Source organism: Campylobacter concisus ATCC 51562 (assembly GCF_000466745.1).
GTDB classification, from domain to species: Bacteria; Campylobacterota; Campylobacteria; order Campylobacterales; family Campylobacteraceae; genus Campylobacter_A; species Campylobacter_A concisus_B.
This window is the reverse complement of sequence record NZ_ANNI01000003.1, coordinates 318847-343855: the sequence shown is the minus strand read 5'-3', so window position 1 is coordinate 343855 and position 25009 is coordinate 318847. Positions and strand designations below refer to the sequence as shown.

The 25009-nt window shown below is 37.8% G+C and carries 30 protein-coding genes; 15 read left to right on the top strand and 15 right to left on the bottom strand.

All coding sequences use genetic code 11. The features are described from left to right. The first annotated feature begins 1 nt into the window (after position 1). From hisB to mrdA, 7 genes are read left to right on the top strand one after another with little or no spacing between them, the layout of a single operon-like run. The gene (gene hisB, locus ATCC51562_RS03085; protein ID WP_035167325.1) at positions 2-577 is read left to right on the top strand and encodes an imidazoleglycerol-phosphate dehydratase HisB; all 576 of its coding nucleotides are present in this window, start codon (positions 2-4) and stop codon (positions 575-577) included. Continuing rightward, positions 574-1062 (top strand): KdsC family phosphatase, encoded by a 489-nt coding sequence (locus ATCC51562_RS03080; RefSeq protein ID WP_021090575.1) that lies wholly within the window; start codon positions 574-576, stop codon positions 1060-1062. The genes hisB and ATCC51562_RS03080 overlap by 4 nt, the downstream gene beginning before the upstream one ends. Continuing rightward, entirely contained in the window at positions 1041-1580 is a 540-nt protein-coding gene (locus tag ATCC51562_RS03075) for an LPS export ABC transporter periplasmic protein LptC (protein ID WP_230853312.1), read from the top strand. Before ATCC51562_RS03080 ends, ATCC51562_RS03075 begins: the two co-directional genes overlap by 22 nt. Continuing rightward, positions 1553-2029: a lipopolysaccharide transport periplasmic protein LptA gene (lptA, locus tag ATCC51562_RS03070; RefSeq protein WP_021090473.1), complete on the top strand. Its 477-nt coding sequence runs from the start codon at positions 1553-1555 to the stop codon at positions 2027-2029. The genes ATCC51562_RS03075 and lptA overlap by 28 nt, the downstream gene beginning before the upstream one ends. After that, positions 2026-2640 carry a ribosome biogenesis GTP-binding protein YihA/YsxC gene (gene yihA, locus ATCC51562_RS03065; protein WP_021090939.1) on the top strand — a complete coding sequence of 205 codons (615 nt, stop codon included), beginning with the start codon at positions 2026-2028 and terminating at the stop codon, positions 2638-2640. Before lptA ends, yihA begins: the two co-directional genes overlap by 4 nt. Position 2641: 1 nt before the next feature. Next, positions 2642-3133 carry a hypothetical protein gene (locus tag ATCC51562_RS03060; RefSeq protein WP_021090516.1) on the top strand — a complete coding sequence of 164 codons (492 nt, stop codon included), beginning with the start codon at positions 2642-2644 and terminating at the stop codon, positions 3131-3133. Beyond that, positions 3130-4968 (top strand): penicillin-binding protein 2, encoded by a 1839-nt coding sequence (gene mrdA / locus ATCC51562_RS03055; RefSeq protein ID WP_021090644.1) that lies wholly within the window; start codon positions 3130-3132, stop codon positions 4966-4968. The genes ATCC51562_RS03060 and mrdA overlap by 4 nt, the downstream gene beginning before the upstream one ends. 195 nt (positions 4969-5163) lie before the next feature. Here mrdA and queC read toward each other — a convergent pair whose 3' ends face one another. Further along, positions 5164-5877, bottom strand: coding sequence for a 7-cyano-7-deazaguanine synthase QueC (gene queC / locus ATCC51562_RS03050; protein ID WP_258033307.1), 714 nt, complete (start codon positions 5875-5877; stop codon positions 5164-5166). A gap of 25 nt (positions 5878-5902) precedes the next feature. Between queC and ybeY the strand changes: the two genes are divergently transcribed. After that, complete coding sequence (gene ybeY, locus ATCC51562_RS03045; protein ID WP_021090574.1) at positions 5903-6349, top strand: rRNA maturation RNase YbeY; 447 nt, start codon at positions 5903-5905, stop codon at positions 6347-6349. Here the strand turns inward: ybeY and ATCC51562_RS03040 are convergent. From ATCC51562_RS03040 to mobB, 5 genes are read right to left on the bottom strand one after another with little or no spacing between them, the layout of a single operon-like run. Then, positions 6338-7321, bottom strand: a complete 984-nt coding sequence (locus ATCC51562_RS03040; protein ID WP_021090657.1) for a hypothetical protein — start codon at positions 7319-7321, stop codon at positions 6338-6340. The two genes, ybeY and ATCC51562_RS03040, sit on opposite strands and share 12 nt — an antisense overlap. Beyond that, positions 7322-9244: a methionine--tRNA ligase gene (gene metG, locus ATCC51562_RS03035; RefSeq protein ID WP_021090791.1), complete on the bottom strand. Its 1923-nt coding sequence runs from the start codon at positions 9242-9244 to the stop codon at positions 7322-7324. A 15-nt stretch (positions 9245-9259) separates the two neighbouring features. After that, positions 9260-9478 carry a hypothetical protein gene (locus tag ATCC51562_RS03030; protein WP_021090564.1) on the bottom strand — a complete coding sequence of 73 codons (219 nt, stop codon included), beginning with the start codon at positions 9476-9478 and terminating at the stop codon, positions 9260-9262. Then, positions 9478-10341, bottom strand: coding sequence for a class 1 fructose-bisphosphatase (locus ATCC51562_RS03025; protein WP_021090593.1), 864 nt, complete (start codon positions 10339-10341; stop codon positions 9478-9480). Before ATCC51562_RS03025 ends, ATCC51562_RS03030 begins: the two co-directional genes overlap by 1 nt. After that, the gene (gene mobB, locus ATCC51562_RS03020; protein WP_021090903.1) at positions 10341-10820 is read right to left on the bottom strand and encodes a molybdopterin-guanine dinucleotide biosynthesis protein B; all 480 of its coding nucleotides are present in this window, start codon (positions 10818-10820) and stop codon (positions 10341-10343) included. Before mobB ends, ATCC51562_RS03025 begins: the two co-directional genes overlap by 1 nt. Before the next feature lie 119 nt (positions 10821-10939). Between mobB and ATCC51562_RS03015 the strand changes: the two genes are divergently transcribed. Further along, positions 10940-11419 (top strand): hypothetical protein, encoded by a 480-nt coding sequence (locus ATCC51562_RS03015; RefSeq protein WP_035167224.1) that lies wholly within the window; start codon positions 10940-10942, stop codon positions 11417-11419. Here the strand turns inward: ATCC51562_RS03015 and ATCC51562_RS03010 are convergent. Genes ATCC51562_RS03010 through gltX form a run of 3 tightly spaced genes read right to left on the bottom strand, consistent with a single transcriptional unit; the run spans position 11340 to position 14552 of the window. Next, positions 11340-12977: a lytic transglycosylase domain-containing protein gene (locus ATCC51562_RS03010; RefSeq protein WP_021090766.1), complete on the bottom strand. Its 1638-nt coding sequence runs from the start codon at positions 12975-12977 to the stop codon at positions 11340-11342. The two genes, ATCC51562_RS03015 and ATCC51562_RS03010, sit on opposite strands and share 80 nt — an antisense overlap. Next, complete coding sequence (locus tag ATCC51562_RS03005; protein ID WP_021090481.1) at positions 12955-13248, bottom strand: YggT family protein; 294 nt, start codon at positions 13246-13248, stop codon at positions 12955-12957. The genes ATCC51562_RS03010 and ATCC51562_RS03005 overlap by 23 nt, the downstream gene beginning before the upstream one ends. An 8-nt stretch (positions 13249-13256) precedes the next feature. Continuing rightward, positions 13257-14552: a glutamate--tRNA ligase gene (gene gltX, locus ATCC51562_RS03000; RefSeq protein WP_021090909.1), complete on the bottom strand. Its 1296-nt coding sequence runs from the start codon at positions 14550-14552 to the stop codon at positions 13257-13259. Between the two features lie 146 nt (positions 14553-14698). On the opposite strand from gltX, the gene mscL reads away from it, so the two are divergent. The 6 genes from mscL (at position 14699) to ATCC51562_RS02970 (ending at position 20014) form a co-directional block, all read left to right on the top strand. Further along, on the top strand, positions 14699-15106 hold the full coding sequence (gene mscL, locus ATCC51562_RS02995) for a large-conductance mechanosensitive channel protein MscL (RefSeq protein ID WP_021090696.1): 408 nt from the start codon (positions 14699-14701) through the stop codon (positions 15104-15106). Between the two features lie 98 nt (positions 15107-15204). Beyond that, positions 15205-15843: a Crp/Fnr family transcriptional regulator gene (locus ATCC51562_RS02990; RefSeq protein WP_021086389.1), complete on the top strand. Its 639-nt coding sequence runs from the start codon at positions 15205-15207 to the stop codon at positions 15841-15843. Between the two features lie 120 nt (positions 15844-15963). After that, complete coding sequence (locus tag ATCC51562_RS02985; RefSeq protein ID WP_009294580.1) at positions 15964-16536, top strand: cytochrome c3 family protein; 573 nt, start codon at positions 15964-15966, stop codon at positions 16534-16536. 9 nt (positions 16537-16545) lie between these two features. Next, positions 16546-17913 carry a multiheme c-type cytochrome gene (locus ATCC51562_RS02980; RefSeq protein WP_021090702.1) on the top strand — a complete coding sequence of 456 codons (1368 nt, stop codon included), beginning with the start codon at positions 16546-16548 and terminating at the stop codon, positions 17911-17913. A 192-nt stretch (positions 17914-18105) separates the two neighbouring features. Then, complete coding sequence (locus ATCC51562_RS02975) at positions 18106-19218, top strand: metallophosphoesterase (protein ID WP_021090817.1); 1113 nt, start codon at positions 18106-18108, stop codon at positions 19216-19218. Between the two features lies 1 nt (position 19219). After that, complete coding sequence (locus ATCC51562_RS02970; RefSeq protein WP_021090466.1) at positions 19220-20014, top strand: phosphatidylserine decarboxylase; 795 nt, start codon at positions 19220-19222, stop codon at positions 20012-20014. A gap of 417 nt (positions 20015-20431) precedes the next feature. Here ATCC51562_RS02970 and ychF read toward each other — a convergent pair whose 3' ends face one another. From ychF to rpiB, 6 genes are read right to left on the bottom strand one after another with little or no spacing between them, the layout of a single operon-like run. After that, positions 20432-21535 carry a redox-regulated ATPase YchF gene (gene ychF / locus ATCC51562_RS02965; RefSeq protein ID WP_021090914.1) on the bottom strand — a complete coding sequence of 368 codons (1104 nt, stop codon included), beginning with the start codon at positions 21533-21535 and terminating at the stop codon, positions 20432-20434. Then, on the bottom strand, positions 21535-22986 hold the full coding sequence (locus ATCC51562_RS02960) for a leucyl aminopeptidase (RefSeq protein ID WP_021090860.1): 1452 nt from the start codon (positions 22984-22986) through the stop codon (positions 21535-21537). Before ATCC51562_RS02960 ends, ychF begins: the two co-directional genes overlap by 1 nt. Continuing rightward, a complete protein-coding gene (locus ATCC51562_RS02955) occupies positions 22967-23572 on the bottom strand; it encodes a DedA family protein (RefSeq protein ID WP_021083652.1) in 606 nt (201 codons plus the stop codon). The genes ATCC51562_RS02960 and ATCC51562_RS02955 overlap by 20 nt, the downstream gene beginning before the upstream one ends. Before the next feature lies 1 nt (position 23573). After that, positions 23574-24122, bottom strand: coding sequence for an adenine phosphoribosyltransferase (locus tag ATCC51562_RS02950; protein WP_021090782.1), 549 nt, complete (start codon positions 24120-24122; stop codon positions 23574-23576). A 20-nt stretch (positions 24123-24142) separates the two neighbouring features. Next, entirely contained in the window at positions 24143-24475 is a 333-nt protein-coding gene (locus ATCC51562_RS02945; RefSeq protein ID WP_002939538.1) for a hypothetical protein, read from the bottom strand. After that, entirely contained in the window at positions 24472-24915 is a 444-nt protein-coding gene (gene rpiB, locus ATCC51562_RS02940) for a ribose 5-phosphate isomerase B (protein ID WP_021090456.1), read from the bottom strand. Before rpiB ends, ATCC51562_RS02945 begins: the two co-directional genes overlap by 4 nt. Positions 24916-25009 lie beyond the last annotated feature (94 nt).

Genomic DNA, 25009 nt, shown 5'->3' with positions numbered 1-25009 from the left:
AATTTTAGAACTAACTAGAAATACAAAAGAGACACAAATCTCAATGAAGCTTAAAATTTATGGCTCTGGGGTTGCAAAGATAAGCACAGGTATTGGTTTTTTTGACCATATGCTTGAAGCTTTTACAAAGCATTCTTTGCTTGATCTTGAAATTTCATGCAAGGGCGACACGCATGTGGATTTTCACCACAGCGTTGAGGATGTTGGCATAGTTTTGGGTCAGCTTTTAAAAGAGGCCTTGTATCCACTAAGCGGCGTTGAGAGATTTGGCGAGGCAAGCGTTGTTATGGATGAGGCGGCTGTTTTTTGTGCACTAGATCTTAGCAATAGAGCCTATCTTGTCTATGAAAATTTTAATGAAAACGCCAAAGTAGGGGAGTTTGACACTGAGCTTGTGGAGGAGTTTTTTAGGGCAGTTGCTATAAATTCTGGTATCACGCTTCATTTAAATCAAATTCGCGGTAAAAACACTCACCACATCATCGAAGCAACGTTTAAATCATTTGCCGTAGCACTTCGTAGAGCACTTGCTAAAAACGCAAGGATAGGCACGCCAAGCACAAAGGGTGTTTTATGATAGAGATTATATTTTTAGATGTTGATGGCTGCCTGACTGATGGCAAGATCATCTACAATGCAAACGGCGAAGAGCTTAAATTTTTTGATGTAAAAGACGGCTACGCGATAGAAAGCTGGCTAAAGCTTGGCAAAAAAGTAGCTATCATAACTGGCAGAAAGTCAGCCATCGTTGAGCGAAGGGCTGAGGATCTAAAGATAAATCACGTCTATCAAGGTGTTGGTAATAAATTTGAAGTGGCGAGTGAGATATTAAAATTTGAAGGGCTTAGCTTTAAAAACGCAGCAGCTATCGGCGATGACTACAATGACTATAAAATTTTAAATGCAGTTGCTTGGAGCTTTAAGCCAAAAGACGCGATAAAAGAGCTTGATGTAAAGACAAAACTAAAGCACAAAGGTGGCAATGGCGCGGTTAGAGAGATGATCGAGCTTATTATAAAATCAGAAAATTTATATGACGAGTGGTCGAAGCGTTGGTTGTAAAAATTTTCTACTTCGTCGTGGCCATTTTTAGTGTCGTGATGATATTTTTGGCAGCTCAAGATCCATACCTTGCAAATGTTTTAAAGATCGACACAAAGATATCAAATATGCAGATAAATGATGTGATAGATTATGAGATAAATTCCACGAAAATAAGCGGAGTATACGAGGCTGACGAGCTAAATAGATACAATGATAAAGATGAGTTTTTGAGTTTTAAGGCAAAAATTTTAAGAGGAAATTTAAAACATTTTTTAAGCTCAGACAAAGCAATCTCACAAAATGACGAAATCATCTTTCAAAAGAATGCGAACTATGAAAACAACGATAGTTTGAGATTTATAAGTGACGAAGTGATATATGGAACAAAAACAAAAATAGTAAGATCTGAAGCAAATTTCACGCTCATAAGAAATAATGATAAGGCACTGGGCGAGAGTGGAAGCTATGATCTTGCTAAAAAACAAACGCAGGTAAAAGGGTTAAGGGCATGGGTAGAAGAAAATCAGCGATTTTAGCGGTGATATTGGGTTTTACATTTTTAAATGCAGAGCAAGTCGAGATCACATCAAATGATTTTTTTGCAGATGAGAATAAGCAAACTAGTGAATTTATAGGTAATGTAAATATCAAAAAGGGCTCATTTGATGAGCTTAAGGCAGACAAAGTGGTCGTCTATTTTGACAAAAAACGTCAACCTATAAAATATGTGGCCACTGGCAATGCTAGAGCAAAAATTTTTATAAAAGATAAGCACTACGATGGCAAAGGCAATACTCTTACATACGAGCCAGCAAAACAGGTCTATACTGTTAGTGGAAATGGCTATTTGCATGAGGTAGAAACTGATAAGAATGTTTATGGTGAAAAGATAGTTGTCAACCAAAAAGATGGCACATATAGTGTAAATAGTGATGAGAAAAAGCCTGTTAAGTTTATCTTTCAGGTAGAGGAAAAAGATAAGTGATAAGGCCACTAGGTGCTAAATTTATCACATCAAGTCCAAGTATAAAAGAGGCTCCAAGCTTCGTAACAAGCGAAGTCGTCTTTTTGGGGAGATCAAATGTTGGTAAAAGTAGCCTCATAAATACACTTGTAAATCAAAAAAATTTAGCCAAAAGCTCATCAACTCCCGGCAAAACGCAGCTTATAAATTTCTTTGAGGCCGAGTTTTGTGAGCAAAAAGATGAGCAGGAAGAAAAAGATAAATTTAAGCTCATTTTGGTTGATTTGCCAGGCTTTGGCTATGCAAAAGTGGCAAAGTCAAAGCATGATGAATGGCGTAAAAATTTAGATGAGTTTTTGAAATTTAGAAGCGACATAAGACTTTTTATACATCTAATTGATGCTAGGCATTTTGATTTAGATATAGACGTAAATGTGGATGCTTATCTAAAAAGCTTTTTAAGGGCTGATCAGAAAATCTTAAATTTATATACAAAAAGTGATAAGCTAAATCAAAGCCAAAAGAGTGCGGTAATGAAATTTGACCCAAGTGGTATCTTGGTCTCAACTCTTAATAAAAGCGGTATCGAAAAGGCTAGAGAAGCTATCATAAATAACGCTCTTGGTAGATAAAATGCAAACCATAAGCAGCTTAGATGTTAAAATTTTTAAAGAATTTTGGTGGGCTGTTTTTTTATTCTCATACGAGATCGCAACTACGCAATTTGGCTTTTTGCCACCACTCATTGGTATTTTTTTTACTTATATGATTTTGGAGTATTCAAGAAAACAAAAGCAATACGACGAGTTTAAGCACAATTGGTACTTTGCGATAATTTTTATAATATTTGCTGAGCAAATCCATGGATTTCATCTTTTTTCAACGATTATTGCATTTTTGCTTTTTTATAATTTTATTTTAGACTGGCTCTATACCACGATGAAGTGGCGAAACTGCCTACTTATCATCTTTGTAGCAGCTGGATATACTTTAACATTTCTTGTAAATAATCTATTTGCTTACGTTTTAAATGAGCAAAATTTAGCATTTTCATCTGAATATCTATTTTTTATAGCATTTGAAAGTATCCTTGCTATCGTTCTTTTTAGGGATAAAGTGCTATGAGGATGCGCATCGTCTTTAGTGTGATCGCTCTTTTTTGGATTATACTTTTGGGACGAATTTATCACCTAAGCATCAACTCAAATACTTACTACAACGAGATCGCAGAACAAAACGCGATAAAGACTATTTATATTCCGCCAGTTAGGGGTATCATCTTTGATGCACATGATAAGCCAATGGCTGTTAATCGTCTTGGCTTTTCAGTATCCATTAGACCTCATTTAAGCGCCAATAAAAAAGTAAAAATTTTAGATGATGAGCTAGCTTACATTGGCTCACTATTTAGTGATCTAAATGTCACAAAGCTTAAAAATGAATACATAAAAAATGACTCAGCTTATAACCAAGATTTTATAAATGTGGTTGAATTTATTGATTATGATAAATTTTTGCCATTTTTTGCATCACTTTCTTTGCGTGAAAATTTAGAGATAAGGCCCGCTTCAAAACGCCACTATCCGTATAACGATCTAGCTTCTCACATCATCGGCTATGTCGGTAGGGCAAATCAAAAAGATATGGATAATGATCCTTTGACAAAGCTTACAAATTATATTGGAAGAAGTGGCGTGGAACGGTTTTATAATCCGATCTTACAAGGAATTCAGGGTTTTAAAAAGATAAAGGTAAATGCCTTAAATGAAGAGATCGAACAGATAAACTATCAAGCACCACAAAGTCAAAATATCAAGCTTGCAGTCGATCTTGAGCTTCAGCAGTTTGTCGCTGATGTCTTTGGTAAGGATGCAGGAAGCGTCATAGTTATGAGTCTAAAAGACGGTGCTATCATAGCTGCTGGTAGCTTTCCAGAGTACGATCTAAACCCATTTGTGCTTGGAATTTCTCAGCCTGAATGGGAAGAGCTTGTAAAAAATGTCGATCATCCTTTTACAAATAAGCTAATAAACGGCCTTTATCCGCCAGGATCTGTCGTAAAAATGGGTATGGCACTTGCGTTTTTGGATAATGGCATGAGCAAATACGATAGCTTTTTTTGTAGTGGCTCGTATGAGCTTGGAGGGCGTAAATTCCGCTGCTGGAACTCTCACGGACATGGAAATGTTAATATGAATACGGCAATTAGAGAGAGCTGTGATGATTATTTTTATAAAGGTAGTCAAAAGATAGGGATTGACGCTATCGTGCCGATACTTGAGCGTATGGGATTTGGTAGAAAAACCGAGGTTGATTTGCCAAATGAGTTTGTGGGGACTTTGCCAAGCAGAGAGTGGAAGATGAGGAAGTATGGTAAAGCATGGTTTCAAGGTGAGACTCTCATCACTTCTATCGGCCAGGGAAATTTCTTAGTCACGCCTATGCAAGTGGCAAAATATACAGCAGGCCTTGCAACTGGGCTAAATGTGACTCCACATTTTTTAAAGAGCATTGATGACAAGGATGTTGATTTTACACCAACAGATGATGCTTTTACGCCGTTTGAGAAATCACAGTTACCAGCCATTAGGCATGCAATGTATGAAGTGGCAAATCACCCAAGAGGCACGGCAAATAGGCATTTTATTGGAAGCCTAGTTAAAGTTGCTGCAAAGACCGGTACTGCCCAGGTCGTTGGAATTTCTCAAACTGAAAAGAAACGTATGAAAGAAGAGGATATGGCGTATTTACAAAGATCTCATGCGTGGATGACTACATATGCGCCTTATGAAGATCCGCAATATGTCATTACAATGGTTATCGAGCATGGTGGCCATGGTGGAAGTGCGGCTGGGCCAAAAATCGCTCAAATTTATAATAAACTCGTTGAAATGGGATATATAAATTTAGAAAAAATCCAAAGCGATCAAAATAAAAAACAAGATAATAAGAAAAAATAAGATCACTAAAAAGCCGTGGTAGTGACCACTGACTTAGAAGTTTTTACTGTACCCTTGGCTAAATTTATTAACTACTTTTTAATCTTCTTTATTAAATTTTGGCAAGCTTGACTAAGAATTTATGTTTTTGATAGGTAGCAAGAGTCTAAACGTTGATATATCTTTAAATTTACTAAATGCCCTTGTTTTAGAGACTCATAAGGAAAATTTTTGATTTTTATATGCGATTTTATCAGTGGCGTTTGCCTTTTTAAAGCCATTTAGCCTTAGTCTGCAGCTATCGCAAAGTCCGCATGCCTCGTCATCGCTCTCGTAGCAGCTCCAGGTTAGCTCTAGCGGCGAGCCAAGCTCAAGAGATTTTGCTACGATGTCAGCCTTACTTAAATTTACAAGTGGAGTAATTATCTCACATGAGAAACTAGGCGATGTACCCAAATTTATAGCCTCGTTTATGCTTTTTATGAAGCTTTCTTTGCAGTCAGGATAGCCTGAACTATCTTCTTCTACGACACCGATATATATAGCTTGTGCATTTTCTTTTTCAGCAAGTGCGGCAGCGACCGAGATAAAAATGCCATTTCGAAAAGGCACGTAAGTATTTGGTACATCTTTTTCTACTCCATCTTTTCTTATTTGCAAGCTTTCATCGGTTAAAGAATTTCCGCCTATTTGGGCAATAAAGCTAACATCTAAACTCATCTTTTTTGTAATACCTAGTCTTTCGCAAATTTCGTTAAATGCACGTTTTTCGCGTTTCATCGTTCTTTGGCCATAGTCAAAATGAAGCGCTACGATATCATATCCAGCCTTTTTTGCCATTACAGCACAAAGCGTACTATCCATGCCGCCACTCATTATACAAACCGCTTTTTTCATATTTTGCCTTTTATTTTTGCTAGAATTATACAAAAAGTTACTAAGGAAAGAGCCTAAAATGATACTTTGCGAAGAGAGCTATCCAAAAATTTTAGATGAAATTTGTGAATATTTGACGCTAGGAGAAATCGAGCTAGTTTTTGTCAATAAGGAAGAAATGAGAGAACTAAATAAAACTGAGCGAGGCATTGATAAAACGACAGATGTTTTAAGCTTTCCGCTTGAACTTGTCATTCACGCCCCACTTGGCTCAATCGTTATAAACAAAGATATGGTAAAAGAGAAAGCCACTGAGCTAAATCATAGTGAAGAGGCCGAAACCGCACTACTTTTTACACATGGATTACTTCATATCTTGGGATTTGATCATGAAAAAGATGATGGCGAAATGAGAGAAAAAGAGTGCGAGGTTATCAAGAAATTTGAGCTGCCTAAAAGTCTAATCGTAAGAAGTGAGGATGTTAGGCTAATTGATCTTATAAATAATAAAAATTTAAAAGAGTAGATTTTCTTCAGATGTTTTGTGAAGCTCTTCTAAAAGCTCCTCTTTTTGGCATAAAATCAATATATAGATAAAATTTTTAAGCTTTTTTATCTCGCTTAAATTTTTAAAGTAGATTGCGTTTTGTACTTTTAATAGCGAGCCTTCTGGTAAGCAAATTTTTATCTCATCATGGCTAAATTTTTTATTTAAAAATATACTTTGGCTTATGTATAAATCTTCATCGCTTTCAGTAATTATGGCTCTAAAGCTATTTCCAAAACTAGTAGGAAGAAAATTTTTATCTATAAAAATCGGATCAAAATGCCCGTGAATCCTACCTTCGTAAGGCTTAAATGAAATTTTATTGCTATCAAGAAATTTTAAAAGCCCATAAAACATCCCAGCAAAAACTCGTGGTATGTTTAAGTTTTGATAGTATGTTTGCTTAAAGACTGTGCTTGTAAAAAATATCGAGCTTGGATTTATCTCGCGCATAGTCGTATCTGTGTAAATGGTCTCAAAAAGAGGCGATATTCGCTGAAGTGTTCTTGTATCATCGCCGAAAAAGACATCAAAGACTTTTGCGTGAAAAATTTGATTAAAAAGCTCAGTGATATTTTTTGACATGACGTGTGCGTTAGAGCCAAGTTTTGATTTTTCTAAAAAGTCATTTATAAAAGGATTTACGGCGCAAAATTTTAAATCTTTGTGAGTAGCCTCAAATCTCATGAGTTTTATCATGGCGGTCTGTAAGCTACTAACTTTTAAAAAGGCGATCTCTTTGTCGATAATTGGCACATTATCTTCGCTAATTATGGCGTATGCGCCTTGTTTAATCGCTGTTTCTATGTCGCTATCGTTCGCGTTTAAGCAAATATACGCAAAGCCACGTCTTACATGCTTTAGCTCGAAAACAAACTCGCTTACGCTAGTTATCGTCGGCGCGTTTAGAGCCTCGGCATTTATTAGGCGTGTTAAATTTTCTATTGTCATTTAGCCAACGATCGCACCATTTTTAACTTTGCCTTGCGTACCAAGAAGCGTTAGCGAGCCATCAGATGCGCTTAGGATCATGCCTTGTGAGACATATTTTTTCATCATCGTTCGCTCTTTTAAATTTGCTAAAACGCAAACTTGTTTGCCAATAAGTGAGCTAGGCTCGTAGTATTTGGCGATTCCAGAAAGAATTTGACGCGGCTGCCCCTCGCCAAGATCTATCTTAAATTTAAGCAGTTTCTCACTACCCTCGACTCTCTCGCACTCTAGCACTTCGCCTACTTTTATCACTACCTTTGCAAAGTCATCAATGCTAATGATTTCGTCCTCTTTTTTCTCCTCTTTTGGCTCAGCTTTTGCCTCAACCTTTGGCTCATTTGCCTCGCTCATTAGCTCTTTTTCTATCCTTGGAAATAGCGGCTCGGTAGCTTTTGCTACAAAATTTGAAATTTCATTTTTCAAAACAAGACTTTCATAAGATGCCGTATCTATGCTAAAGCCAAGCGTGTCAGCTATCTTAGCACAAGTTTTTGGCATGGCTGGACTAAGCAGTATCGCCACTTTTGCTAGCAAATTCGCACAAAGTGCTACAAGCGCGTTTGCCTCGTCAGTTTTGCCAGCTTTGATAAGCGACCATGGCTCATACTTCGCAACGGCTGCATTTGCAAGCGTTACGACTTTCCAAAGATCCTCTAAATAGCGGTTTGTCGCTAAATTTTCTAAATTTTTAATAGCCTCATCAAGGCAGCCCTTCGCCTCATCAAGCTCGGCTTTATGAAATTTGAGTACATCTTTTGAGTCGATTTTATAGTCGCTATACTTTGCACTCATGCCAACAATGCGGCTTAGCAGGTTGCCAAGTCCGTTGCCAAGTTCTGAGTTTATACGCTCAATCAAAGCCTTTTGGCTGTAATCGCCATCTTGCCCAAACGGCACCTCTCTAAGCAAAAAGTATCTGAAATTTTCAAGTCCGTAAGCATTTGCAACCTCTCTTGGGTTTATAACATTACCCTTACTTTTGCTCATCTTTTCGCCATTTATGGTCCACCAGCCATGCGCTGCTACATGTTTTGGTAATGGCAATCCAAGACTCATCAAAAATGCCGGCCAGTAAACTGCGTGAAAGCGTAAAATATCTTTGCCAACGATGTGAGTAGTATATGGCCAAAGATCCATTCTAGCGTCATCTCTTGAATATCCTAGTGTTGTTAGGTAGTTTATAAGCGCGTCAAGCCAGACGTACATAACGTGCTTTTCATCGTTTGCGCTCTTTGGTAGCTTTATGCCCCAGTCAAAGCTCGTTCTTGTTACTGAAAGATCTTTTAGTCCACCTTTTACAAAGCTTACGACCTCGTTTTTCTTACCTTTTGGGATGACGCAAAGCTCGTCATTTTCATACCATTTTAAAAGCGCGTCTTCATATTTTGAAAGCTTGAAAAAGTAGCTCTCTTCTTTGACCAAAGACGTCACGCGGCCGCAGTCTGGACAGTGATTGTCTTCTAGCAGGTCTCTTTGATTGAAAAATGTCTCGCAGCTAACGCAGTAAAATCCCTCATATTCACCTTTGTAAATGTCGCCATTTGCTTGCATCTTTTCAAAGACATTTTGTACGGTTTGTTTATGCTCTTCGTCGGTCGTTCTTATAAAATGATCGTAGCTTATCTCAAACTCATCCCAAAGTGACCTAAATTTCGCACTGATCTCGTCAGCATATTCTTTTGGAGTCTTGCCTCTAGCACGAGCTGCCTGCTCGATCTTTTGTCCGTGCTCGTCTGTGCCCGTCATAAAGTAGGTCTCTTTGCCTTGCAAGCGGTTAAATCTAGCAAGCGTATCAGCGATGATAGTCGTGTAGGCATGGCCGATGTGTGGCACGTCGTTTACATAGTATATTGGGGTCGTTATATAAGCTTTTTCTTTCATATTTTTCCTTTAATTTTAAAAATCAAATCCGCCATCGCTGCCAGTATTGCCCTTTGACATCGAGTTGTAGCAGCTATTTACGTACTCTTTTCTTGTCTCGCAGTCAAAAAATACTTCGCAGTTAAAGCAGCTTTTTTGCCCTTTTTGGCTTTGGCACTCTTGCAAAATTTTTGCTTTTTGCTTTAAGGCTAGTTCAAATGCGTCAAGTGACTCGCTTGCTTGTGTTTCTTGCATTATTTTTGCTCGTAAAATTTATGTAAAAGAGAAATTTCATCACGTGAGCCAAAAAAGCATGGCGTTGTTTGGTGAATTTTTTCTATTTTTATATCAAAAAGCGTTCGGTTTTTGCCGTTTGTCGTTGCGCCCTTTGCGTTTTCATATATGAAGGCAAATGGCAACACTTCAAAGACTACTCTTAGTTTGCCGTTTGGATGATCGCTCGTTGCTGGGTAGCTAAAAAGACCGCCACCTTTTAGTAAAATTTGATGCAGATCGCTCACCATCGCACCTGAGTATCTTAGCCTGTAGCCCTCGTTAAATAGCTCATTTATAAAATTTCTATGCGTTTGGCTCCAGCCTTTTTGTGTGGCTCCTGTGGCGTTTAGCTTGCCTTTTTCTTTTAGCTCAAGCTCTTTTACAAATTTAAACTCGCCATCTTTGCCAAGCCTATAAAATTTAGGCAAAGCGCCCTTTTTCTCAGTAATTACAAGCTCAAGTCTTGGGCCATATATGCTGTAAGCTGCGGCTATTAAATTTTCTGGCTTTACTTCATTTTCGTAGATACCAAAGATCGAGCCAACGGCAAAATTTACATCAACTAAGCTTGAGCCATCAAGTGGATCGTAAGCGATTATAAATTTAGCATTTTTATTTATCTCAAGCTCGTCCTCTTTCTCTTCGCTAATTAGCGCTTTTACGCAGGAAAGCTCCTTAAATTTAGCTGTGATGATCTCGTCGCTCTTTACGTCAAGCTTTAGCTGTGTGTCTCCGGTTGCATTTTCGTGAGTTGTGTAGCCAAGATCGGCATATTTTATCACTTCGCTTATCTCTTTTGCGATCTCTTTTATGGTGTTAAAAATTTGGTTTAATTCTTGCATTATACAGCCTTTGCATTTTTGATTATCCACGCACAAATAGCGTCTATATCGTCTAAATTTATATTTTTTATCTCGTAAGGAATTTGTTTTTTGTATGTTGCGATCGCATCTGAAAAGCTAAGATATTTTTCATCTATTTCATCTTTAAAAACACTTAACCTTGGTAGTGGAAGCGTCTTTAAACCCTCAACTAAGAGCATATCAAACTCGCCTAGCATTTTAATGACATCGTTAATTTCTTGTGGTTTTTGTGAAAAATAAGTTGTTCTAGTCGGACTCATCACCACCACATCTGCTCCAGTTTGAGAAAATCTAAAGCTATCCTTGCCTTCAACATCAAATTTGGCCTTGTCGCCTGGATCATGCTTTACTATCGCGACTTTCAAACCATCATCTATAAATTTTTTTGCTACCTTTAAAATAAGAGTCGTTTTTCCGCTATTTGAAGGGCCAGAAAAAGCGATAGCAAGTCTTTTCATAAGAACCTTTTTGTTAAAATTTCTCGCGATTATAACTTATGTTGGCTTTAAAATTTATGAGTGAAATTTAAAAATTAAAATGCTAAAATGGCAGAAATTTTAGAAATTTAAGAGTTCTTATGAGTAAATTTATATCTTTTTTTGTCCTGATTTTGATGATATTTGGTTGTGCTGGTGAAAAAGTAATCGTGCATGAACCCTTAAAAAACGAGCTTTTGGCTTACACAAGCAAGAGCGAGATCATTGACGGCACCGATAGAACGCTAATTGTAGCAACTTATCTAAATCCTATTTATAACTCAGATTTAGATGCAAGCAAAGAGCACTTTTTGGTGGCTATAAACCCAAAAGAGCACGCTAGCGAGCTAAATAATATCAAGGTAAATAATGACTCAAATGCCACAAATGCAAGGCTACTTGATGAAAATGATGAGATGTTAAAATTTGCTGGATTTTCGATGCCTTGGGCGCTCTATTATGAAGTGACCGCACCAAGCAAGCAAAGCGATGATCTCACTCTTAGTTTCGAAATTTATCAGTCAAAGCCGGTTTTGTTAAATTTTCGAAAAGTTGCGAAATCTTTATATTGGAACCAGTAAGCGCCATATAGATCACGTAGTTTGCAAGCACCTTTTTGCCGTAGTTTCTAGTCTCTGCGACTGGGACAAGCTCGATCGATAAAAACGGCTCAAATTTCCCCTCTTTAAACATATCATCTCTTGTGATAAGCTTTTTAGTAAAGCCGATACCTCCATTATATGCGTATGCGGTAAAGAGAGGATGGTAGAGAAATTTATCAAGATAGTTTAGGTGGTGATTTGCAAATTTAAATGCAATATCTGTTTTAAAAAGATCGTCTTGGTCAAAATTTGGGATTTTTAGCTCTTTTTTACCGATCGCATTTGCGAGAAATGGCATAAACTGCATCATACCAAGGGCGTATGAAGTAGAAACTACGCTTGGGATAAAGAGACTCTCTTGTCTAGCTAGAGCATAGATCATCGATTTTCTCTCGTTGCTGATGCCATCAAGCTCAGGAGAACTTGGCATCAAGAAGTATTGCTTCCCCCAGCCATTCGCCTTTTGCATGAAGTATGCATAGGCGCCGATGCTTTCGTTTGTATAAAATTTCTTCGCAAATTCGCTTGCTTGCGTGGCATTCATATCTTTTGCAAGGGCTGCAGTTTTGTTCCATAAAAACGGATCGCTCACGTCAAAATTTTCGATATTTTGCTTACTAGGCCTTGGCACGATGACTTCAAGTGGTTCGCCACCGATCAAATCTCTTGCGTAAAGCGAGTAGATATTTGCATCCTTGCTGGCACCTAGCTCTTTTAAAAAGCTTTCGTTTTTACTTATCTGGTACTGCCAAAAGGTCGCATTATCTCTTTGCCACGCCCTTTCAAATGTACTCTTGGCCCTTGCAAAAAGACTAAAAGCGATATCGTCTTGTCCTAGCAGAATCGCATTTAATCCAAGTGTAAAAGCGTCATTTTTCTCAGTGATGGCTGGATCGATGCTTAGCAAATTTCTCCTAAAGCCTTCATATTTTTTATTAAAAACAATATCGTTTAATAAATTTGTAAAGCCCTTTTGTGAGTAGAGCTTGGTCATGAAATTTGCATCAAAACTTTCGCTAAAAAGTATACTTTTATTTTGCGGGCTAGAGGCGTTAAATAGCTCTAAAAAGCTCTTTGTATCGTTTAAATTTGCAAAAGCTTTAGCCGGATTTGTTTCATTTAATGCGAGTAAAATTTTTGATTTTTCTGGATTTGTCTTTGCAAGATTAGCTGCCAAAATTTCACGAGCGTGATTATCAAGCTTTAGGCTAAAAGCAATAGTTGTTAGCAAATTTTGGCAGGTTAGATTTGCCTGGGTGATATTTTTTGCATTTACACCAGGACATTTGCTAGGAGCTACTTTTGGAGGTAAAATTTTATCGATTGATTTTTGAACAAGGCCTGCTTTTCTAAACACATCACGCGAAAGATCTGCGATCTGCTCTTTTGTATAGCTGCCCTCGTTAATAAGACGGTTGATGTAGTAGTCTTTTGCTAGGCTTTTTGGCTCTTTTTTTAGCTCTTCGTAGGTGTAAATTTTACCCAAAAGAGCAACACAGGCAAGAGAGAAAATACTAAAGTGACGCAGCAAAACCAAACAAAAGCCTTATTAAAAATTGATCTAAAAATTGAAGCGCTAAAAGTACTATAAGCGGAGTAAAGTCAATACCACTAAAATTTGTTTTTATATAGCGTCTAATAAAGCTATAAACCGGCTCAGTTAGCCTATAAAGTAGCTGCACGACCGGCGAGCTAGGATCTGGCCTGACCCAGCTAATCAGAGCTGCTGCGATGATGACCCAAGTATAGACCGTGATAATAAGGTGCAAAATGTTTGCAATCGCTGAAAATAGAGTGGAAAGTATCATTTTTGCTCCTAGATTAAAATTTTTGCTAGATCATCTTTGATGAGTGGATAGAGCTCGCTAAGCTCAGGGCCGTGAAGGTCGTTTGTAAGCAGCGCACGTAGCGGCATGAAAAAGTTTTTGCCTTTTAAATTTGTAGCGCTCATAAGCTCTTTTTTAAACTCATCAAAGCTCTCGCACGGTTTTAAATTATGAGCTGCTTTTTTGATGATCTCAAATTCGTTTTTGTACTCATCTGGAGCTATTTTTGGTGAGTATATAGCCTCTACTTTTGCCTTTATCTCAGGCACTAGCGAGCTTTCTTGAGTGTAAAATTTAACTAGCTCAACCTTGCTATCATCCACGCCAAAGATCTCTTTTATGCGCTCTTTTGAAGCAAGCTTGATGTGCTCTCTATTTATCTGCTCAAGCTTTTTCACGTCAAATCTAGCAGGCGAGCGTGAAATTTTGGTTATATCAAACCACTTTACCGCATCTTCGATCGTAAAAATTTCAGTTGGAGTTTTATTGCCAAGAAGTATCAGATAGTTTGCGATCGCCTCAGGTAAAAATCCCTGCTCAAAGAGCCATTTTACGCTTGATTCGTTCTCGCGTTTGCTCATTTTTTTACCCTCTATATTTAAAAGGATAGGCAAATGCGCGTAGTTCATCTTGCCAGTGTAGCCAAGCCCCTCACGTATGAGGTCTTGCTTTGGTGTGTTGCTCACGTGATCCTCGCCGCGTATGACAAAGGTTACGCCCTCAAGCATATCATCAACCGCGCAGGCGAAGTTATAAGTTGGAGTTTTGTCTGCTCTCATGATGACAAAGCTATCAACAGCGTCTGGCTCGAAGCTTAGCTCGCCTTTGATCGCGTCTGTAAAACTCATCGTACGTGTTGGTTTTTTCATGCGGATGACAAATGGCTTCTCGCAGTTTAAAACTTCAGCGTCGCTTAGCCTCTCGCAGGTGCCGTCATATCTATATGCCACGCCTTGCTCTTTTGCTTTTTGTTTTTTTGCTTCGAGCTCTTCTTCGGTGCAAAAGCAAGCAAATGCCTTTTTATCGATGAGAAGCTTTGATGCAAGCTGTCTGTGGAATTTTAAATTTTCACTTTGGATGTAAATTTGCTCTGGTTTTATGCCAAATTTGCTCAAAATTTCTAAGATATCTTTCTCTTTTCCCTCGATATTTCGCTCTTTGTCGGTATCTTCTATGCGTAAAATAAAACCACTTTTATCTTGCAAAGAACAAATATAGTTGAAAATAGCAGCACGTAAATTTCCTATGTGCATATCTCCTGTTGGAGAGGGTGCAAAACGATACATAAGCTCATTCCTTACGTTAAATTTGAAGTTTGGATTATAACACTCGCTTGATAAATTTAAAGTTATGTAATTTTAAATTTTTAGGCTAAGCAAAGCATATTTTTTATAAAATCCGCACGAAAATTTAACTATTTATAGGAGAAAGAATGAGTTTTATCAGCGAATTTAAAGAATTTGCGATGCGCGGAAATGTCATAGATATGGCAGTTGGTGTTGTTATCGGTGGGGCATTTGGAAAGATCGTTTCATCGCTAGTTGGTGATATTATTATGCCAGTGGTTGGCGTTATAACAGGCGGTGTAAATTTCACTGATCTTAAGCTAACACTAAAAGAAGCAGTTGATAGTGCGCCTGCTGTTACGATAAACTATGGCTCATTTATACAAACAATGGTTGATTTTTTAATCATTGCATTTTGTATTTTTTGCGTTATCAAAGCTTTAAATACACTTAAAAATAAACTACCAAAAGAAGAAGAGGCAGCTCCTGCAGAGCCTGAAACTCCAGCCGACATTGCACTTTTAACTGAGATCAGAGATCTTCTTAAAAAATAAATTCTTAAATTAAAGGGATAAAGCTCCCTTTGAAATCCGTTAAATTTTGTCCTATTTTTTATGCTAAAATGCTTTTTTATCTTAAAAGCGAGTGAAATATGATAGAACAAATCCCATTTTTCCAAGGTCTTAGCGCCGAGGATCTAGCCAAACTTGAAGCAATAAGTGTTGTTAAAAAATACAAAAAAGGCGAGTTTTTATTTATAGAGGGCGAGGAGCCAAAGTGGCTTACATTTTTGATAACTGGCTCGGTTAAACTTTATAAAACTACGGCAAATGGTAAAGAAATTTTTATCCATCAGCTTGCGCCTATGAATTTTGTAGCTGAAGTCGTAAATTTTGAAAATATCCCTTATCCAGCAAGCGCCATTTTTACTATCTCTGGCGAGGTTTTAAAGATAAATTATGAAAAATTTGAAGCACAATTTTTAACAAAGCCAGAAATTTGCATGAAATTTCTAAAATCAATGGCGCAAAAGATAAGAATAACAACAAATTTACTCCACCAAGAACTAATACTAAGCTCCGAAGAGAAGGTGGCTAGGTTCATTTTAAATCATGAAGATCTATTTAATGAGCTAAAGCATACAAAAATTTCATCAATACTCAATATGACGCCAGAAACTTTTTCGAGAATTTTAAATAAATTTAAAACAAATGGTTTGGTTAAACTTGATGAGAAGAACCAAATTCTGGAAAAAGATGTAGGTGGCCTACAAGAAATTTATTCTTATTGAAAGTTAATATCAAATAAATATTTTTATTTACTTAAAGAAAAAATTTATATTTTTTTAGATAACATTCACTTAAAATTTTCGTAAAAATTTACGATATATTGATAAATTCAGGAGGAGATTTTGGCTGAAGTTAAGAAGAAATTTTTTGTTTGGTCATCTGTTATTATCGGCATTGTGATCGGACTTATTGCGTCTATGGGTATTGCTGATGCACTTCATGCAACTGGTAGCGGCTACATCTGTACCATTTGCCACACTATGGATCCTATGAATGCTGCATATCATGAAGATGTACACGGTGGCAATAACAAGCTTGGCATAAAAGCTGAATGTTCAGCCTGTCACCTAAATCATACAAGTGCCTATACCTATGTACTTACAAAACTTAAAGTATCGATAAATGATGGTTATAAGACATTTTTTACAGATACGGACAAGATCGACTGGCGCAAAAAACGCGAGCATGCATCTCACTTTGTCTATGATAGTGGATGTTTAACTTGCCACTCAAATTTAAAAAATGTTATTCAAGCTGGTAAATCATTCTTGCCACATAGAGATTATTTCGTTCTTGGAAATCCTAATAAAAAATCATGTGTTGACTGCCACGAGCACGTTGGTCACAAGAATTTAGGACTACAAATCGATAAATTTGAAGCAATTAAAAAACAAGAAAACAATAAAACCAAGTAAGGAGGAGAGATGTTTAAAAAGTCGCTAATGTTATTAGCCTGTCTAATGTCTTTTGGCTTTGCCGCAAACATGGATGCAAATAAATCTGACGCTTTAAACCTTAATGTTGTAAAAAACATTAAAGTTGCTCACAAAATGTCAGACTTATCAAAAAGCTGTGTTGAGTGCCACGCTAAAGAGACACCCGGCATAGTTGCCGATTGGAAAAATAGTCGCCACGCTCACGTTGGCGTAAGTTGTATGGATTGTCACTCTGTAAATGCAGATAATCCTATGGCTTCAGTTAAGGTGCATCCAAAAGATTCTAACAACCATGTTTCAATGCTAGTTAGCCCAAAAACTTGTGCTAAGTGTCACGAAAATGAGGTTGAAGAATTTGTTAAGAGTGGTCACGCAAGAGGTGCTATGCAAATGTATGCTAACCCTGCGATGGTAAAACTAATGTATCACTATGAAGGTATGGATCATCCAGAATACAAAATGGCTCCAGACGCTACTGGTTGTACACAGTGCCACGGAACCGTCATCAAACTAGACGCTGATCACAAACCTACAAAAGAGACTTGGCCAAACTACGGTATAGGTAATGTTTATCCTGATGGTGGCGTAGGCGGATGTAAATCATGCCACAGCGCACACACATTTAGCATAGCTGAAGCTAGAAAACCAGCTGCTTGTGCATCTTGCCACCTTGGACCTGATCACCCAGATATTGAGATCTTTAACAACTCAATGCACGGACATATCTATAATAGCGAAGCTCACAAATGGAATTTTGATGCTGCTCCTGATACATGGGATGTACCAGACTTTAGAGCTCCAACTTGTGCAGCTTGCCACATGAGTGGTGTTGGTGAAACAACAACAACTCACAATGTTTCAAGAAGACTAAAATGGAACCTATGGGGCGTCAGCAGTAAGCTAAGAACAGCTGGTGATGAACAAGCTGCTGTTGTTTACGAAAAAACTGGCAAACTAACCATAGGAACGCCACTTGCAGGTCATCCAAATGGACCAGAAGCAGCAAGAGCTGAGATGAAGCTAGTTTGTAAAGCTTGCCATACATCAACTCATACAGATAACTTCTTCATTATGGGTGATAAGCAAGTAGAGCTTTATAACGTTTACAATGCTGAAGCAACTAAGATGCTTGAAGAGTTGAAAGCTAAAAACTTACTACTCGCAGACGCTTGGGAAGATGAATTCCAAGATGTTTACTATCATATGTGGCACCACGAAGGTCGTCGTATGAGACAAGGCGCTCTAATGGGTGGTCCTGACTACTCACACTGGCATGGTGTATTCGAAGTTAAAAATGATATTAGAAAACTTCGTGAGATACACAAACAAAGAATGGAAACTGGTAAAGTTAAATAATTCTTTATAAGGTGGGTTTTCTCCCACCTTACTTTCTTAAATAACTATTAGATTTACTCAACTTAAATCATTTTTTATACGTTCAAAACTATACAATTTTTAAGACTAATAACATTAAAAGTAAGATATTAATTTTTATAGTACAAATTTAAAAATATAAAATATAATTTTTTATTTTTACAAGGAGAATTTTTGGGACTTTTGAGAATTATTATTGGAGCATTTATATTTAGTTTTCTTATAAATTTTTATTCATATAACCGTTTCATAAAAAAGGTTTCATTTTTTATACCACATCTTGCAAAAATCAGGATACTTTTATATGTTATTTGTATTCTTGAGTTTATATTTGTTCTTCAGATCAGGTTTTCATTCTTAAGCATTGAGCTTTATTTGATCGCTGGCACGCTTATAGGATTTTCACTATTTTTGTTTGCTGTTAGTCTATTTTACGATATTTTACGTAGTATTTTTTCTAAGAGTAATTTTAGTCCAACAAGACGAAAATTTATAAAATTTTGTTTTGATATTACATTTGTTATTTTTGTAATTGCTTGTTTTTTAAAAGGTATTTTCAATGCTTTAACACCACCAAAGATCAGACAAGTAGATATAAAAATAAAAAATTTACAAAGCACCTTAAAAATAGCCATGATAACGGACGTGCATATAGGAGAATTTCTGCAGAAAGATTTTATGAAAAAACTCGTCAATGACATAAATTTGGCAAATCCTGACATCGTAGTGATAGTGGGCGACTTAGTTGATGTAAATGTTGCTTTTATAGGAGATTTTTTGGAGCCATTAAAAAGTCTTAAAAGCACTTATGGGACTTTTTATGTCCCTGGCAATCATGAGTATTATCACGGGGTAGATGGTATTTTAGAAAAGATCAGTTCTCTTGGCATAGAAATTTTAGGTAATAAAAACAAAAAAATTGCGAGTATAAATCTAGCTGGCGTTTACGATTTGGCTGGCATTAGGTTTAAACATTTAGAGCCAAATTTAGATGAGGCATTGACAGGACGTGACCCATCGCTACCTACTATCTTGCTCTCTCATCAGCCAAAATTTATAAAATCAATGCAGCAAGACGTTGATCTGGTGCTTTGCGGTCATACACACGCTGGTCAAATTTTTCCTTTTGGCCTTTTGGTCTTACTTGATCAGGGATTTTTACATGGCCTTTATAAGATTAATGATAAAATGCAAGCTTATGTTAGCAGTGGTGCTGGATTTTGGGGGCCTCCTGTTAGAATTTTTGCTCCAAGCGAGATTGCAATATTAAATTTAAGTAAGGAATAAAATGAATAAAGACAATCTGTTTTCTCAAATTTTTGGAAAGGTTGCAAGGATTAACTTTTACAAACCACTTCAAGAGGCCATAAATTCTTTTTACATAAAGCTATTTAAGATAGATATGAGCGAGTTTAAGTCAGCAAATGAATATAAAAATTTAAATGAGCTTTTTACTAGAAGGCTCATAAAACCAAGAGATTTTGATGCAGCAGATGAGATGTTTATAAGCCCAGTTGATGGTACTTGTCTTAGTTTTGGCAGCACAAAGGAACTAAAGGCCTTTAGCATAAAAGGTATGGAGTATAGTGTAAGTGAACTATTGGGGCAGAACAAGCTTGAGGGCGAATATGACTTTGCAAATATCTATCTTAGCCCAAAAGATTATCATCATTATCATGCGCCTTGCGATATTGCCATTAAAAAAGCCATATATATTCCGGGTAAACTTTACAGCGTGGCTGCAAAATGGCTTGCAAAAGTAGACAGCCTTTATACAAAGAACGAACGCGTAGCGCTATCTTGTGAGACGAAAAATGGTAAAAAACTTTGGCTTGTTTTTGTAGGTGCGCTAAACGTTGGAAAGATGAAATTTAGCTTTGATGAGCGTATTCAGACAAATGCGATGGCAAATTTCACACAAATTTACGAGTATGAAAATTTACATATCAAAAAAGGTGAGCGACTTGGAAATTTCGAACTTGGCTCAACTATTGTGATACTTAGCGAAAAAGATACGATCGAATACAATCTTTTTGAAAACAAAGAGCTTAAATTTGCTGAGACTATCGGGCTTATAAAATAAATACGCTTGGCATATAAGTAAAATTTTTATACCTTACTTGGCTGGTGTCTTATTGCTCAGACTTTGGTTGTAAGTTTTATATAGTCTTTAAAAAAATATTATAGATTTAAAAGTTTGTAAAAGATGATGAATACATTATTTTATCTATCGAAATTTCTCTCGACTTAGTACTTTGTCCTAAGATTTAATTGGCTTACCCATAAAGCCCATATTTATATCACAAAGCCGAGATGGTATTTACATCATTGCTTGTATAGAGAAGCTTATGTATCAATAAAGATATTAATAAGATATAAGATAACTTAGTATATTTTTCAAAAGAATTTTTATTGACTTATAATAAGGAGGTTTTAATTTACCTTATACAGCCCAAGGATTAAATATTTTTTGACTATTTAGCCCAAAAAAGGGCTAAATTTAGACATTAAACCTAAAGTGCATCACGTCGCCATCTTGCACGACGTAGTCTTTGCCCTCAAGTCTCATCTTGCCAGCCTCTTTGGCTCCGTTTTCACCGCCATGTGCGATATAGTCGTCATAGCTTATCACTTCAGCTCTAATAAAGCCCCTCTCAAAGTCGTTGTGAATGACGCTTGCTGCTTTCGGTGCTTTCCAGCCCTTTGTGATCGTCCAAGCTCTTACTTCAACGACGCCAGCGGTGAAATAGCTTATCAAATTTAGCTTTGCAAAAGACGTTCTTATGATCTTTTCAAGACCGCTTTCGCTCGTGCCAAGAGAGGCTAAAAACTCGTGAGCCTCCTCGTCGCTTAGTCCGATTAGTTCCTCTTCTACTTTGGCGCAAAGCTTGATTACCTCGTGATCTGAGGCTTTTGCGTACTCTTTTAGCGCTTTTACAAATTTATTATCTTCGCTAAGTCCCTCTTCATCGACATTTGCGCCATAAACTACCTCTTTTGCACTTAGAAGTCTTAGCTCTTTGTTAAGTGCCAAAAATGCCTCGCTATCTCTTTGCTCAAAGCTACTTGCACTTTTGCCTTCATTTAGGTGAGCAAGGAGTAAATTTGCTATCTCAAGCGCCTCTTTAGCACCTTTTGCATTTGCTTTCGCCTCTCTTGTGAGCTTTTCTATCTTTTTGTTTAGCTGCTCGATGTCAGCTAGTATCAGCTCAGTTTGGATGATCTCGATGTCTCTTACTGGATCGACGCTACCCTCGACGTGGGTGATGTTTTCATCCTCAAAGCAGCGAACTATGTGTAAAATAAGCTCGGTCTCTCTGATGTTTGATAAAAATTTATTGCCAAGTCCCTCACCAGAACTTGCACCCTTCACAAGACCAGCGATATCTACAAATTCGATGGTTGAATATTGAATTTTATTAGGACTTACTATCTTTGCAAGCTCATTTAGGCGTTTATCAGGTACTGGCACGATGGCTTTATTTGGCTCGATAGTGCAAAACGGATAGTTTGCACTCTCGGCATTTTGCGCCTTTGTAAGTGCATTAAATGTCGTTGATTTGCCCACATTTGGTAGGCCTACGATTCCAACTGAAAGTCCCATCAATTCTCCTTGCTAAGTGCTTGTAAAAAGTATAAATTCATCCTAACGCCAGCTCCGCTCGCACCTGCTTGGTTGTATCCCCAAGCCTTTTCGCGGTATGCTGGGCCAGCGATATCGAGGTGTAGCCACTTATCTTTATACTCATCTTTGATAAATTTAGCTAGAAACATGCCAGCTGTGATCGCACCGCCATACCTGCTTGAAGCGCAGTTGCTAACATCTGCGATCTGGCTTTTGATAAGCTCGCTAAGATAAGGATTAAAATCAAGCGTAGTCGCTAGCTCGCCGCTATCTTTTATCTTGCTTTTAAACTCGTTTTTTAGACTCTCACTGTTGCCCATGATGCCAGTCGTGTACTCGCCAAGCCCCACGACGCAAGCGCCAGTTAGGGTTGCCATGTCGATTAAGATATCTGGTTTGAAGTCCTGTGCGTAGCTTAGGCAGTCAGCTAGCACCAAGCGTCCCTCTGCATCGGTGTTTCTAACCTCTATGCTAACGCCGCTTCTTGAAATAAGCACGTCATCAGGTTTGTAGGCATTGCCACCTATCATATTTTCAGTAGCACCTAAAATGGCGTGAATTTCAAATGGTAAATTTAGCTCCGCCGCACCCTTTATGATGCCAAGAGCTGCTGCTGCGCCGCTTTTGTCTGACTTCATTGTTAGCATATAATCAGCCGGCTTCAAGCTAAGTCCGCCGCTATCGTATGTTAGCCCTTTGCCGACAAAGATGATGCGTTTTTTAGACTTTTTAGGCTTGTAGGTTAGGTGGATGAGTCTTGGTTTATGCACGCTTGCACGATTTACCGCCAAAAATGCGTTCATATTCTCTTTTGCTAGAAATTTCTCGTCATAGACCTCGCACTTTATGCTTGTGATGTTTTTGGCTAAATTTTGCGCATCCTCGGCCATCTTTTGCGGTGTGTAAATTTCTGGGATTTCATTTACGATATCTTTTGTGAAATTTGTAGCACTTGCTATTATCTCCGCCTCTTTAAAGCCCTCGTTTGCTGCCTTTAGATCGACCTTTTTGCCAGAAAATTCTTCAGTAGAAAAGATGATCTCTTTTAGGGTGTATTTTTCTTTTTTCTCTTTATACTTGTTAAATTCATAGCTTCCAAGTAAAAAGCCCTCAGCTAGCGCTTCAAAGCTTAGTTTTTGACACTCCGCTACGTAAGAAGCTAGCTTTATACTCTTGATGTTTAGCGATTTTAGCGCGTTATAAGCTTTCGCAGCTGCAACTCTAAGCTCGTCAAGATCAAGCTTAGAAAGTGGCACGTAAGCCCTTTTTGCCTCGCTTAGGATGAGGACGCTATCGCCTTTGTAATTGTTAAATTTAATAGCCTCTTTATCGCCTATAAATTTATGTTTTAAGTCCTTATCTACTACAAAAATTAGTTCAATATCAGCTTTTATATCTTTTAATTTTTTATCAACTATTTGAAACTGCATGTCTTCTGTCTCTCCTTTCATTTAAAATTTTATTTTCGATGCGCTTAAATGTGTAGATCAAAAGCCCCATAAATATGGCAACCACTGGGATAGCGACATACCAATGCTCTTTTGCCTTTTGAAGAAGCACTAATATATGCTCGCCAAGTATCCAAGCAGGTATGGTGGTGATCGCCGCCCAGCACCAAGCGCTGATCAAATTTATAAAGGCGTATTTTTTAGCGTCATAGCCAGTAAGCCCTATGCAAAGCGGGATGATGACGCGAAAGCCGTACATATAGCGTTGCAAGAAGATGATCGGCCAGCCGTATTTTTTCAGCATTATGTGCGCCACTGCAAATTTTCTCCGCTGCGTGTGAAGCCTTTTTGCGATGTATTTTTTATTGTAACGGCCAAGGTAGAAGTAAATTTGATCACCCACAAAGCCTCCAAGTCCAGCCACAAAGATAGCAAGTGCTATATGCATATGCGTGGTGTGAGCGAGAATTCCAGCCATTATTAAGGCCATCTCACCCTCCATGATGCACCAGACAAAAAGTATGATGTAGCCGTACTCTTTAAGCAGTTCTATAAAAAATTCTTCCATTCTAAACCTCTAAAACGCTGTAAATTTTAGTAAGCGACTTTAGCTTTTTGCTACCTTTTAGATCGACTAGATCTATGAGAAAGCACGCTTCTACGCAGGTTGCGTTAGTTTGATTGATAAGCTCAACTGATGCTTTTGCAGTGCCTCCAGTGGCTATGAGATCGTCCATCAAAAGCACTCTTGCGCCTGCTTTTTCGCCAAAGGCATCGATATGAATTTGCACCTCGTCCACGCCATACTCTAGGCTATATTTTTGAGAAAGCGTGATATATGGCAGTTTTTTTGGCTTGCGAATAGGCACAAAAGGCAGCCTAAGTCTTGCCGCGAGCGCTGCACCAAAGATGAAGCCACGTGACTCGATACCAGCGATGTAGTCGATGCTAGCACCATCATATCTATCAGCCAAATGATCTATCAAAAAGTTAAATGCCTCTTTGTTATTTAGCAGCGTCGTGATGTCGCGAAAGACTATGCCAGGCTTTGGAAAGTCGTTTATGCAGCGAATAGAGTTTAGTAAAAATTCTTTGCCTTTTTGATCTAAAATTTTCATAAATTTCCTTAAATTTGATGTTAAAGTAGCGCTTCGATCTTGCCTTCAAGCTCACGGATGCGTTGTCTTAGCTTGTCGTTTTCTAAGCGGTACTGGGAGTTTCTTGTGCGAAGTGAGGTTACGTCGTTTTTGGTTTTGTTTAGCTCGTCAGTCAAGATGTCGATGTTACCGAGGCTTCGCTGAAGTTGGATCTGAAATTTTCTTATGACGACCTCGGTGTCTTGGAGGTTATTTTTCATAAAATCTTTTGTAGCACGCTCTTTTTTTAGAAGCGTTTTGAAGTAAAAAACCATGACGGTTAGGTAGATCGCAGCACAAACAAGAGCGGTAAAAACGATCCACTCGCCTATCATTTGGCTTCCTCAAGCTCTATTTTTTTGACTCTTCTTTCGTGTCTGCCGCCTGCAAACTCAGTCTTTAAAAAGGCTTCAACCGCCGAGATAGCCACGCCAGCGCCGATAACTCTTGCGCCAAGAGCGATCACGTTTGCGTCGTTGTGCTCTCTGGCAAGTCTAGCGGTAAATTCGTCATGGCAAAGGGCACACCTTACGTTTTCGTGCCTGTTTGCGGCTATTGATATGCCTATGCCTGTGCCACAAACTAGCACGCCGTAGCAGTTAGGCTCAAGCTTGCTCGCTAGCAAATGCGCATAATCAGGGTAATCAACGCTATTTTTATCGTTTGTGCCAAGATCAACTACTTCGTATCCAAGCCCTTTAATAGCCTCTTTAAGCTCGTTTTTTAGCTCAAAACCAGCGTGATCGCTAGCTAAGAAAACTTTGTCTATCTTCATGAAAAGTCCGTTAAATTTTTTGTTGATTATAGTCAAAGTTGCATTAAAATAAAATTTTACTCTCAGCCAAAATGAAGCTATAATTTACCAAAAA